The 13,569-nt window shown below is 73.3% G+C and carries 1 protein-coding gene and 3 pseudogenes; all 4 read right to left on the minus strand.

The genetic code is table 11. The features are described 5' to 3' along the window. Position 1: 1 nt before the first annotated feature. A pseudogene (locus BN1555_RS00065) lies at positions 2-8,343 on the minus strand (type I polyketide synthase); the annotation flags it as partial. 86 nt (positions 8,344-8,429) lie between these two features. Continuing rightward, a pseudogene (locus tag BN1555_RS38700) lies at positions 8,430-8,852 on the minus strand (zinc-binding dehydrogenase); the annotation flags it as partial. Positions 8,853-8,878: 26 nt separating this feature from the next. Continuing rightward, positions 8,879-9,361, minus strand: a complete 483-nt coding sequence (locus BN1555_RS41420) for an alcohol dehydrogenase catalytic domain-containing protein (RefSeq protein ID WP_369689020.1) — start codon at positions 9,359-9,361, stop codon at positions 8,879-8,881. Continuing rightward, positions 9,341-13,562: pseudogene (locus BN1555_RS38710) on the minus strand (type I polyketide synthase); the annotation flags it as partial. The pseudogene BN1555_RS38710 and the gene BN1555_RS41420, both read right to left, overlap by 21 nt. Between the last annotated feature and the right edge of the window lie 7 nt (positions 13,563-13,569).

A 13,569-nucleotide genomic window follows, 5' to 3' on the forward strand; every position in this document is an offset into this window, starting at 1 on the left:
GCCAGTAGCGCTCGCGCTGGAACGCGTAGGTCGGCAGTTCGGTCCGCCGTGCGCCGGTGCCGGAGAAGACCCCGGCCCAGTCGGCGGCGACGCCGTGGGTGTGGAGCTGGGCCAGTGCGGTGAGGGCGGTCGCCTCCTCGGGCCTGTCCTTGCGCAGGACGGGCACCGCCACGCTCTCGTCGGGAGCGCAGGCGCGGACCAGAGCGGACAGCACTCCGTCGGGGCCCAGCTCCAGGAAGGTGCCGACGCCCTCGCCGGTGAGGGCACGGACGCCGTCCGCGAAGCGGACCGCCTCGCGGACGTGCCGTACCCAGTAGTCGGCGGTGCCCAGTCGGCCGTCCGTGACCGGCGCGCCGGTCAGGTTCGACACGAGCGCGATGCGCGGCGGGTGGTAGGTGAGCGTCTCGGCGACCGCCCGGAACTCCGCCAGCATCGGGTCCATCAGGGGCGAGTGGAACGCGTGGCTCACCGGGAGTCGGCTCGTCCTGCGTCCCTGGGCCGTCAGTCGCTCGGCGGCCTTCAGCACCCGGTCCTCGTCGCCGGAGATCACCACGGCCGTGGGGCCATTGACGGCGGCGATCGCGACCCGGTCGCAGAGCAGCGGCGCGACCTCGTCCTCGGTCGCCTCGACGGCGACCATGGCGCCGCCCTCGGGCAGCGCGTCCATCAGCCGGGCGCGGGCGGCGACCAGGCGGGCCGCGTCCTCCAGCGAGAACATCCCGGCCACGTGCGCGGCGGCGATCTCACCGATGGAGTGTCCGGCCACGAAGTCCGGGGTCACACCCCACGACTCGACCAGCCGGAACAGCGCCACCTCGACCGCGAACAGGGCGGGCTGGGTGTACGCGGTGCGGTTGAGCAGTTTGGCGTCGTCGCCCCAGATCACCTCGCGCAGCGGGCGGGCCGACTCCGCGTCCAGGTGGGCCAGGGCGGAGTCGAGGGCGTCGGCGAACACCGGGAAGCGTGCGTACAGTTCGCGGCCCATGCCCAGCCGCTGGCTGCCCTGGCCGGAGAAGAGGACGGCCGTCGGGCGTTCCACGGCCACTCCCCTGGCCACGACCGGCGCGGACGCGTCCGCGCCGGTGGCCGGGGCCAGCAGCACGGCCCGGTGCTCGAAGGCCGACCGGCCCTCGAGCAGCGACAGTCCGATGTCGGCCGGGGACAGTTCGGGGCGGGCCGCCACGAAGGACCGCAGCCGCTCCAGCTGTGCGTCGAGCGCCTCTTCGCTCTTGGCCGCCACGAGCCAGGGGACGACCGTGGGCTCGGCCTCGGGAGCGGGCGGGGCCACCGCCGGTTCGGCGGGCGGGGCCACCGCCGGTTCGGCGGGCGGGGCCACCGCCGGTTCGGCGGGCGGGGCCACCGCCGGTTCGGCGGGCGGGGCCACCGCCGGTTCGGCGGGCGGGGCCTGCTCCAGGATGACGTGCGCGTTGGTGCCGCTGATGCCGAAGGACGACACACCGGCCCGGCGCGCGCGACCGGTCTGCGGCCACTCGCGCGGCTCGGTCAGCAGCTCGACGGCGCCCGAGGCCCAGTCGACCCGGGTCGAGGGCTCACTGACGTGCAGCGTCCGGGGCAGTGTGCCGTGCCGCAGCGCCAGCACTGTCTTCAGTACGCCGGCGACACCGGCGGCGGCCTGCGTGTGTCCGAGGTTGGACTTCACGGACCCGAGCAGCAGGGGCCGCTCGGCGTCCCGGCCGCGCCCGTAGGTGGCGAGGAGGGCTCCTGCCTCGATGGGGTCGCCCAGCGTGGTGCCGGTGCCGTGGGCCTCGACGGCGTCCACGTCGGCCGGGGTGAGGCCGCCTGCGGCCAGGGCTTGGCGGATCACCCGCTGCTGGGAGGGGCCGTTGGGGGCGGTGAGTCCGTTCGACGCGCCGTCCTGGTTGACGGCGGAGCCCCGCAGGACGGCCAGGATCTCGTGGCCGTTGCGCCGGGCGTCGGACATCCGCTCGACGACGATCACACCGACGCCCTCCGACCATCCGGTGCCGTCGGCCGAGTCGGAGAACGCCTTGCAGCGCCCGTCCGGGGCGAGTCCGCCCTGCCGGGTGAACCCGGCGAAGCTCGTCGCGGTCGACATCACGGTGACGCCGCCGACCAGCGCCATGGAGCACTCGTCGGCGCGCAGCGCCTGGGCGGCCCAGTGCAGCGCGACCAGCGAGGAGGAGCAGGCGGTGTCCACGGTGACGGCGGGGCCCTCGAATCCGAAGGCGTAGGAGAGCCTGCCGGAGATGACGCTGGCGGCCAGACCGGTCCCGGCGTGGCCCTCCACGTCCTCGTTCGCCCGGAGGATCAGGTTGGCGTAGTCCTGGCCGTTGGTGCCGACGAACACTCCCGTCCGGCTGCCGCGCAGCGCTGCGGGATCGGTCCCGGTCCGCTCGAACGCCTCCCAGGCGGTCTCCAGCAGCAGCCGTTGCTGGGGGTCCATGGCGAGGGCCTCACGCGGGGAGATGTCGAAGAAGCCGGGGTCGAAGTCGGCGGCCCCGTAGAGGAATCCGCCCTCACGTGTGGCGCTGCGGCCTTGGCCGGCGCCCGCGAGGACGTCGAGGTTCCAGCCGCGGTCCGTGGGGAACTCGGCGATCCCGTCGCGGCCCTCGGTGAGCAGCTGCCACAGGTCCTCGGGTGACTGCACCCCGCCGGGGAAGCGGCAGGCCATGCCGACGACCACGACCGGGTCGTCGGTGACGGCGGTGGGGGCGGTGTCGGTCGTGGCGGACGCCGGGTCGCTGTCGTCGCCGAGCAGTTCGGCGACGAGGTGGGCGGTCAGCGCGTGCGCCGTCGGGTAGTCGAACACCAGGCCGGCGGGGAGCGCCAGGCCGGTCGTCCGGGCGAGCCGGTTGCTCAGTTCGACGGCGGTCAGCGAGTCGAAGCCGAGGTCGCGGAAGGCCTTGTCACCCTTGATCGCTTCGGCTCCGGTGTGGCCGAGTGCCGCGGCGGCCTGGGTGCGGACGAGGTCGAGCAGTACGGCGGCCCGCTTGGCTCCGGTGGCCTCGCGCAGCTGCTCGCGCAGCCCGGAAGCGGCCGTCGCGCCCTCGCGGCGCGCCTCGTGCACTGCCGTCAGCGCCTTGCGCGCCTCGGGCAGGTCGGCGAGCAGCGGGCTGGGGCGCAGGCTGAGCAGGGCGTTCAGCAGCTGCGGTTGTTGCAGGTCGGCGATGACGACGGTCGGCTCGGGTTCCACGACGACGCGCAGCAGAGCCGAGACGGCCAGCTCGGGGTCGAGCGCGCCGGGGCCCTCCGCGGGGGTGGCGTGGCCGGGGCGGGCCGCCTGGCCCGCCATGCCGCCGCCGCCCCAGGCGCCCCAGGCGATCGAGGTCGCGGGCAGGCCGAGGGTGCGACGCCGCTCGGCCAGGGCGTCGAGAACGGCGTTGGCCGCCGCGTAGTTGGCCTGGCCGGGGTTGCCGACGGAGCCCGCCACGGAGGAGAACAGGGCGAACACCGACAGGTCGAGATCACGGGTCAGTTCGTCGAGCAGCAGGGCGGAGGCGACCTTGGAGCGGAACACCGTGTCGAACCGCTCGTCCGTCAGGCCGGCCAGCACCCCGTCGTCCAGTACGCCCGCCGTGTGCACCACACCGGTCAGCGGGTGGTCATCGGGGACGGCCGCCAGCACCCCGGTCAGGTCGCCGCGGTCGGCCGCGTCACCGGCGGTGAGGGTGACCCGGGCGCCGAGGGCGGTCAGTTCGTCGCGCAGTTCCCCGGCGCCGGGCGCGTCCGGGCCGCGACGGCTCAGCAGCACGAGATGCGGTACGCCCTCGCTCGCCAGCCGCCGCGCGACATGGGCGCCGAGTGCGCCCGTGCCACCGGTGACGAGCACCGTGCCGGAGGGCCGCCACCGCTCTTCGGCGTGGTCCGCACCCCCACCCCGCGGGGTGGGCGCGGCGACCATCCTGCGGCCGAACACGCCCGAGGCGCGGACCGCGACCTGGTCCTCGCCGTCCTGGCCGGTCAGTACGGCGAGGAAGCGGCGTACCGTCCGCTCGTCGAGTTCTTCGGGCAGGTCGACCAGTCCGCCCCAGCGCTGGGGCTGTTCGAGGGCCGCGACGCGGCCGAGGCCCCAGACCGCGGCCTGCGCCGGGCCGGTGAGCGGCTCGGAGCGGACGGTGGAGACGGCGCCGCGGGTGACGGCCCACAGGGGGGCCGTGATGCCCGCGTCACCGAGTGCCCGGGTGAGGGCGGCGGTGGCGATCAGGCCCGCCGGTACGCCGGAGGGGCCGGCCGACTCGTCGAGGGCGAGCAGCGACACCACTCCGGTGATCCTGTCCGGGGCGTCCGCGGCGGCCTCGGTGAGCCGCTCGACGAGACCGGTCGCGGCGGCGTCCACGCGTACGGCGGCCGGGCCGAGCGCGCTGATGAGCGAGGTCACCCACGCGTCGGCGATCGCGGTCTCGGGGGCCAGGACCAGCCAGGTCCCCGGCAGGGGTCCGGCGCCGCCGACCGTCAGCGGCTTCCAGCTCTGCCGGTAGCGCCACGCGTCCACGGCGGAGCGGGCCTTGCGGCGCGTGCGCCACGACGACAGGGCGGGCAGTACGGCGCCGAGTGAGGCTCCGTCCACGTCGAGCCCGGCCGCGAGGGACTCCAGGTCCTCCCGCTCCACCGCCGCCCAGAACTCCGCGTCGACCGGGTCCGTGCCGTCGGCGGGGGCCGCCGCGACGAGTTCGGGCCAGAACCGCTCGCGCTGGAAGGCGTAGGTCGGCAGGTCGGTCCGCCGGGCACCGGTGCCTGTGAAGAGCCCGGCCCAGTCGATGGCGCCGCCCGCGACGTGGAGCTGCGCCAGCGCGGTGACCAGTGCGGTTTCCTCGCCGCGGTCCTTGCGCAGCGCCGGGATCACCACGGCGGTGGCGGGCACGGACTCGCGGGTCATCGCGGAGAGCACGCCGTCGGGGCCCAGTTCCAGGAACGTGGTCACGCCCCGGTCGGCGAGTGCGCGGACGCCGTCGGCGAAGCGCACGGCCTCGCGGACATGACGTACCCAGTACGCGGCCGAGCACAGTTCGCCGGCGGCTGCCACGTCCCCGGTCAGGTTCGACACCACGGGGATGGTGGGCTCGGTGTACGACAGGCTCTCCGCGACCGTGCGGAACTCCTCCAGCATCGGGTCCGTCAGCGGCGAGTGGAAGGCGTGCGAGACCCGCAGCCAGGTGGCCTTGCGGCCGTCCCCCTCCAGTCGCGCCGCGACCTCCATGACCTCGTCCTCGTGGCCGGAGATCACCACCGACGAGGGGCCGTTGACCGCGGCGATGGACACCCCGCCGGCCAGCAGCGGCAAAACCTCGTCCTCCGTCGCCCGGACCGAGACCATCGCGCCGCCGGCCGGCAGTGCCTGCATCAGGCGCGCCCGCGCGGCCACCAGCGTGCAGGCGTCCTCCAGCGGGAACACTCCGGCCACGTGCGCGGCGGCGATCTCACCGATGGAGTGCCCGGCCACGAAGTCCGGGGTCACACCCCACGACTCGACCAGCCGGAACAGCGCCACCTCGACCGCGAACAGCGCGGGCTGGGTGAAGCCCGTCTCGTTGAGCAGATCGGCGTCGTCACCCCACATCACCGCCCCCAGCGGGCGGCCCGTCTCGCCTTCCAGCAGGTCGAGTACGGAGTCCAGCGCCTCGGCGAACACCGGGAAGCGGCCGTACAGCTCCCGGCCCATCCCCAGCCGCTGCGAACCCTGGCCCGAGAACAGCACCGCCGTCGTCTGCTCGGTGGCCAGGCCGCGGGCGATCTCCGGGATGCCCTCTCCGGTCGCCAGCAGCACCGCTCGGTGCTCGAAGAGGGAGCGGGCGGCCGCCAGCGAGTGGCCGACGTCGACCGCGGACCGCTGGGAGTGCTCCCGCGCGAAGTCCCGCAGCCGGCCGATCTGTCCGTCCAGCGCCGCCTCGCTCTTGGCCGATACGAGCCACGGCACGGCGTCAGGGGCGGCTTCGGGGGCCGCCGGTGCGTCGGTGTCCGGCTCTGGGTCCGCCTGTTCCAGGACGACGTGCGCGTTCGTTCCGCTGATGCCGAAGGACGAGACGCCGGCCCGGCGGGCGCGTCCGGTCTGCGGCCACGCGGTGTTGTCGGCCAACAGCTCCACGGCGCCCGCCGACCAGTCGACGTGCGTCGAGGGCTCGGTCAGGTGCAGCGTCCTCGGGAGCGTCCCGTGCCGCAGCGCCATCACCATCTTGACCAGACCCGCGGCGCCCGCCGCGGCCTGGGTGTGGCCGATGTTGGATTTCACGGAGCCCAGCAGCAGCGGCAGTTCCTGGTCGCGGTCCTGGCCGTAGGTGGCCAGCAGCGCCTGCGCCTCGATCGGGTCGCCGAGCGGTGTTCCGGTGCCGTGCGCCTCCACGGCGTCGACGTCGGCCGCAGACAGTCCGGCGTTGGCGAGCGCCTGACGGATCACGCGCTGCTGCGCGGGGCCGTTGGGCGCCGTCAGGCCGTTCGACGCGCCGTCCTGGTTGACGGCGCTGCCGCGTACGACCGCCAGCACCTTGTGCCCGTTGCGCCGTGCGTCCGACAGCCGCTCCAGGACCAGCACGGCCGCGCCCTCGGACCAGCCCGTGCCGTCGGCGGAGTCGGAGAAGGCCTTGCACCGGCCGTCGCCGGCCAGGCCGCCCATCCGGGAGAAGCCGGCGAAGTTCGCGGAGGTGGCCATCACCGTCACGCCGCCCGCGAGGGCGAGCGAGCACTCGCCGCTGCGCAGGGCCTGGGCCGCGAGGTGCAGGGAGACGAGGGACGACGAGCACGCGGTGTCGACCGACATGGCCGGGCCCTCCAGGCCCAGCGCGTAGGCCAGCCGGCCGGAGACGACGCTGACCGCGAGTCCGGTGGTGGCGTGGCCCGCCATGTCGTCCTTGGCCCGCATGACGAGGCCGACGTAGTCCTGGCCGCTGACGCCGACGAAGACGCCGGTCCGGCTGCCGCGCAGGGTGGCCGGGTCGATGCCGGCGCGTTCGGCGGCCTCCCAGGAGACTTCGAGCAGGACGCGCTGCTGCGGGTCCATGGCGACGGCCTCGCGCGGGGAGATGCCGAAGAATCCGGCGTCGAAGTCCGCGACGTCGCGGAGGAATCCGCCCTGGCCCTCGGTCGCGCCGATGGTGGTGTCGGCCTGCCAGCCACGGTCCTCGGGGAAGCCGGAGATGGCGTCGCCGCCGGAGAGCACCAGGTCCCAGAGCCCTTCGGGCGATTCCACGCCGCCGGGGAAGCGGCAGCCCATGCCGACGATCGCGATGGGATCGTCGGCGGCGTCGGAGGGGGCGCGCGATTCGCGTACGGCGGCCGTCGCGGCGGTGTCGTCGCCTGCCAGCTCGTCGAGCAGGTACGCGGCGAGCCGCGCCGGTGTGGGGTAGTCGAAGATCAGGGTGGCGGGCAGGGTGAGTCCGGTGACGCCGGCCAGCCGGTTGCGCAGTTCGACGGCGGTCAGCGAGTCGAAGCCCAGCTGGCGGAACTCGCGTTCCACGGCGATGGCCTCGGGCGAGGAGTGCGCGAGCACGACCGCCGCCTCGGCGCGGACGAGGTCGGTGAGCAGCCGGGGCCGCTCCTCCTCGCGCAGCGCGGCGAGCCGCTCGACGAGTCCCGCGCGGGACACCGCGGAGGCCCCGCCCTTGGCGGCGCGGCGGCCACTGCGCACAAGGCCCCGCAGGAGCGCGGGGACGCCGGCCGCGGCCGGGATCGTACCGCCGGAGACGGCCAGCGGGACGATCAGGGCCTCGTCGCTCGTGGCCGCGGCGTCGAACAGCGCGAGGCCCCGTTCCACCGCGATCAGCGGCATTCCGGAGTCGTTGCTGACGCGGCGCAGGTCGTGGTCGTCCAGCGCGGCGGTCATGCCCACGCCCTGTTCCCAGGCGCCCCAGGCCAGTGAGAGGCCGGGCAGATCCAGGGCGCGGCGGTGGGCGGCCAGGGCGTCGAGGAAGGTGTTGCCCGCGGCGTAGTTGGCCTGTCCGGGGCTGCCCATGACGCCTGCGGTGGACGAGTAGAGGACGAAGGCGGCGAGGTCGAGGTCCCGGGTCAGCTCGTGCAGGTTCCACGCAGCGTCCACCTTCGGACGCAACACCCCCGCCAACCGCTCCGCACTCAACGAACCGATCACACCGTCATCCAGCACACCCGCCGTATGCACCACCGCCGTCAACGGAAACTCAACCGGCACCGACGCCAACAAGCCGGCCAGCGCCTCACGATCAGCCACATCACACGCCGCCACCTCAACCCGCGCACCCAACGCCCGCAACTCATCCGCCAGCTCAACCGCCCCGGCGCCTCCACCCCACGCCGACTGGTCAACACCAAATGCCGCACCCCACGCTCCGCCACCAAATGACGCGCCAGCACCCCACCCAGACCACCCGTACCACCCGTCACCAACACCGTGCCCGCGCATCCCACACCCGCGGCATCGACAACACGATCTTGCCCACATGCCGCGCCAGACTCATGAACCGAAACGCCTCCCGCGCCCGGCGCACATCCCACACCCGCACCGGCAACGGCTCCAAAACCCCGCGCCCGAACCACTCCACCACCACAGCCAGCATCCGCTGGATCCCCACCGGATCCACCCAGCCCAAGTCGAACGCCCGGTACTCCACCCCCACCGGAACATCCCCCGCCGCCCGCACATCGGTCTTGCCCATCTCCAGGAAACGCCCACCCGCACCCACCAAACGCAACGACGCATCCACGAACTCACCCGCCAACGAGTTCAGGACAACATCCACACCCCCACCACTGACACCCCGGAACGCCGCCTCGAACTCCGTCGACCGCGACGACGCAATGTGATCGTCCGCCACCCCCAACGACCGCAGCACATCCCACTTGCCCTCACTCGCCGTCGCGAAGACCTCCGCACCCAGATGACGCGCCACCTGAACCGCCGCCATACCCACACCACCCGCACCGGCATGGATCAGCACCTTCTCCCCGGCCGCACCCCACCCAACTCCACCAACGCGTGATACGCCGTCAAGAACACCAACGGCACCGACGCCGCAACCTCCCACGACCACCCCTCGGGGACGGGGGTCATCATGCGTTCGTCGCCCACCACATGGGTGCCGAAGCCGCCGAAGAGCATGCCCATGACCCGGTCGCCGACGTTGAGTCCGGTGACGTCGGGTCCGGTCTCGACCACGACGCCGGCCGCCTCGGAGCCGAACAGTCCGGCCTCGCCGGGGTACATGCCGAGGGCGTTGAGGACGTCGCGGAAGTTGACACCGGCGGCGCGGACCTCGATCCGCACCTGGTGACCGGTCAGCGGCTCAAGAACTTCGGGGAAGGGCGCCAGGGTCAGCCCGTCCAGGCTGCCCTTGGCACGGCTGTCCAGCCGCCAGGGTCCGCCCGCCGGGGGCACCAGGCCCGTGCCGGACTCCAGTCGGGCGAGCCGGCCCACCCGCAGCGCGCCCTCGCGCACCACGGCCTGCGGCTCGTCGGCGTCCACCAGGCCGGGCAGGCCGGGGAGTACGGACGCCGACTCGTCGGCGTCGTCGGCGTCCACGAGCAGGAACCGCCCGGGGTTCTCCGCCTGCGCGGAGCGCACCAGGCCCCACACCGAGGAGGCGGCCACGTCCGTGACGCCCCCGTGGGCGTCCTCGACGGCACCACGGGTGACGAACACCAGCCGTGATCCGGCGAACCGCTCATCGGCCAGCCACTCCTGCACCAACGTCAGGGTGTGGAGGGCGAGTTCGTTGGCCGACTGCGCGCCGCGCGCGTTGTCGCCCCGGAGGGGGCGACCACGATGGCGGGCATCGGCGCGTTCTCGCGGGCAGCCAGTTCGGCGAGGGTGGCCGCCGGGGCGCCGAGGCTGACGGTGCCGGTCGAGGTGAGGGCGGCGCCCAGACCCAGTTCGTCCGTGCCGAGCACCACCCAGGTGGTGTCCGCGGACACCTTCTCCGGAGTGCCGGGCACCCAGTCGACGCGGAAGAGCGAGTTCAGTTCGTCACGACGGCCGGTGTCGGCGGGCTGAGGTCCGGCTGCCCGCAGGACCAGCGAGTCCACGGAGATCACCGGTTCGCCCTGTACGTCGACCGCGGCGAGCTGCACGGAGTCCTGGCCGTTGCTGGTCACCCGGACGCGCAGGGTGGAGGCACCGGAGGCGTGCAGGGACACCCCGTTCCAGGCGAAGGGCAGAAGGCTGCGGTCGTCGCCGTCCGCGCTGGCGAAGACCGTGCTGTGCAGGACGGAGTCGAGCAGCGCCGGGTGCACGCCGAAATCTCCGGCGTCGCTGACCGCGCGGTCGAGGGCGACCTCGGCGAAGATCTCCGCACCCCGGCGCCAGACCGCGCGCAGACCGCGGAAGACCGGGCCGTAGTCGAGTCCGTTGCTCGCGTAGCGGTCGTAGAGCCCTTCGATGTCCACCACGGTCGCGCCCTTGGGCGGCCACACGGCTCCGTCGAAGTCGAGCACCTGCTCGCCGTTGCCGATCCGCCCGGAGGCGTGCAGTGTCCACTCGTCGTCGCGCGCGTCGGCGGGGCGGGTGTAGAAGCGCAGTTCGCGACGGCCCTCCTCGTCCGCGCCTCCGATGGAGATCTGCACCTGGACGGCGCCCGTGCGCGGCAGGATGAGGGGGGCGGCCAGCATCAGTTCTTCGACGCGGTCGCAGCCGGCCTGGTCGGCGGCCCTGATGGCGAGTTCGAGGAAGCCCGTGCCGGGGAAGAAGACCATCCCACTGACGACGTGGTCGGCCAGCCAGGGGTGGGTGGCCAGCGAGAGGGTGCCCGTCAGCAGAAGCTCGTCGGAGCCGGCCACGGACATGGCGGCGCCGAGCAGCGGGTGGTTGGCGGAGGTGAGTCCGAGTCCGGTCGCGTCGGCCGGCTGGAAGGTCATCTTCGGCCAGAAGCGCTCGTGCTGGAAGGCGTACGTCGGCAGGTCCACCGGCTGGGCGCCGGTGCCCGCGAAGAACGCGGCCCACTCCACCCGCACGCCGTGGACGTGCAGTTGGGCGAGTGCGGTGACGAGCGTGACCTCCTCGTCACGCCCCCTGCGCAGTGCCGGTACGGTCACGGCTCCCTCGGACACGGACTCCTGCGCCATGGCGGAGAGCACCCCGTCCGGACCCAGCTCCAGGAACGTCATCACGCCCCGGTCGGCGAGGGTCTGCACACCGTCGGCGAAGCGCACGGCCTCACGGACGTGGCGCACCCAGTACCCGGCCGAGCACAGCTCCTCGGCCGACGCCACACCACCGGTCAGGTTGGAGACCACCGGAATGACCGGCTCGGCGTACGACAGGCCCTCCGCGACCGCCCGGAACTCCTCCAGCATCGGATCCATCAACGGCGAATGGAACGCGTGCGACACCCGCAGACGCGTCGTCTTACGGCCCAGCTCCGCCAGCCGCACCGCGACCTCCAGGACCGCCTGCTCGTCACCGGAAACCACCACCGACGACGGCCCGTTGACCGCCGCGATCGACACACCGTCGACCAGCAGCGGCAGAACCTCGACCTCCGTCGCCTGCACCGCGACCATCGCTCCACCGGACGGCAACGCCTGCATCAACCGCGCCCGCGCCGCCACCAGACGGACCGCGTCCTCCAGCGAGAACACCCCCGCCACATGCGCGGCGGCGATCTCACCGATCGAATGACCCGCCACGAAGTCCGGGGACACACCCCACGACTCCACCAGACGGAACAACGCCACCTCGATGGCGAACAACGCCGGCTGAGTGAAACCCGTCTCGTTCAGCAGGTCGACGTCCCCGCCCCACATCACCTCACGCAACGAACGGCCCAACTCACCGTCCAGCAAAGCGAGCACCGAATCCAGCGCCTCCGCGAACACCGGGAACCGGCCGTACAACTCCCGGCCCATCCCCAACCGCTGCGAACCCTGACCCGAGAACAACACCGCACTCTTCGTGCGTCCCGAGACCAGGCCCTCCACCGCGCCGGGAGCCGTGCCGTTCTTGAGCCAGGCCGCCAGTGCCGCGCGCCCTGAGCCGCTGTCCTCGTCCGCGACGACCGCGAAACGGTGCTCCAGGCTCGCCCTGGACGTCGCCAGGGAGAGCGCGGTGTCCACCGCGCGCAGTCCGGGCTCGCGCTCCAGCCTGCTCAGGAGCGCGGCCGCCTGGTCGCGCAGCGCTTCGGCGGTCCGGCCCGAGACGACCCACGGCACCGCGCTCGCGCGGCGCGCGGGAGCGGTCTCCTCCGTCGCCTTGGCGGGGGGCGCGTCGGCGCTGGGCGCCTGCTCGACGATCACATGGGCGTTGGTGCCGCTGACCCCGAACGAGGAGACGCCGGAGCGGCGCGGGCGACCGGAGTCCGGCCACTCGCGGGCCTCGGTGAGCAGTTCGACCTTGCCCGCGGACCAGTCGACGTGCGTGGACGGCTCGTCCGCGTGCAGGGTCTTCGGCACGACGCCGTGCCGCATCGCCATGACCATCTTGATGATGCCGGCGACGCCGGAAGCGGCCTGTGTGTGGCCGATGTTGGACTTCACGGAACCGAGCAGCAGCGGGCGTTCCCGGTCCTGGCCGTAGCCCGCGAGCAGGCTCTGCGCCTCGATGGGGTCGCCCAGCGGCGTACCGGTGCCGTGGGCCTCCACGGCGTCCACGTCGGCCGGGCCGAGGTTGGCGTTGGCGAGCGCCTGGCGGATCACCCGCTGCTGCGAGGGACCGTTGGGCGCGGTGAAGCCGTTGGAGGCGCCGTCCTGGTTGACCGCGGAGCCCCGGATCACGGCGAGGACGGGGTGTCCGTTGCGCTGCGCGTCGGACAGGCGCTCCAGCATCAGGACGCCCGCGCCCTCGGACCAGCCGGTGCCGTCGGCGGACTCGGAGAACGCCTTGCAGCGGCCGTCCCTGGCGAGACCGCCCTGCCGGCTGAACTCGATGAGCGAGCCGGGGTGGACATCACGTTGACGCCACCGGCGAGCGCCAGTCCGCATTCGCCGTTGCGCAGCGACTGCACGGCCAGGTGGAGCGCGACGAGGGAGGACGAGCACGCGGTGTCGACGGTGATGGCCGGGCCCTCGAGGCCGAGCGCGTACGACAGGCGGCCGGAGACGGCGCTGGCGGCGATGCCGGTGCCGACGTCGCCGGTCGCGTCGTCCAGCGACCTGACCAGGAGGTAGGCGTAGTCCTGCCCGTTGGTGCCGATGAAGGCGCCGGTACGGGTGCCGCGCAGCCGGGTGGCATCCATACCGGACCGCTCGATGGCCTCCCAGGTGGTCTCCAGCAGCAGCCGCTGCTGGGGGTCCATGGTGACGGCCTCGCGGGGCGAGATGCCGAAGAAGCCCGGGTCGAAGTCGGGTACGCAGCTGAGGAATCCGCCCTGCTGGCTGACGGAGGTGTCGCGCTCGTCGGTGGTGCTGTCGCGCAGGGCGTCCAGGTCCCATCCACGGTCGGTGGGGAAACCGGAGATGGCGTCGGTGCCGGAGGCGACGAGCTCCCAGAGGTCCTCCGGGGAGTAGACCTCACCGGGGAACCGGCAGCTCATTCCCACGATGGCGATGGGTTCCCGGGCCGCGGCGACGAACATTCTGTTCTGTCGCCGCAGTCGCTCGGACTCCTTCATCGCGGCGCGGAGTGCTTCCACGACGCCGGCGGCGGGTGCGTTCTCGGTAGGGGCGTTCATCGTCTGCTCCATCACTCTCGCG

The organism is Streptomyces sp. Wb2n-11, assembly GCF_001049855.1.
Lineage (GTDB): Bacteria > Actinomycetota > Actinomycetes > Streptomycetales > Streptomycetaceae > Streptomyces > Streptomyces altiplanensis.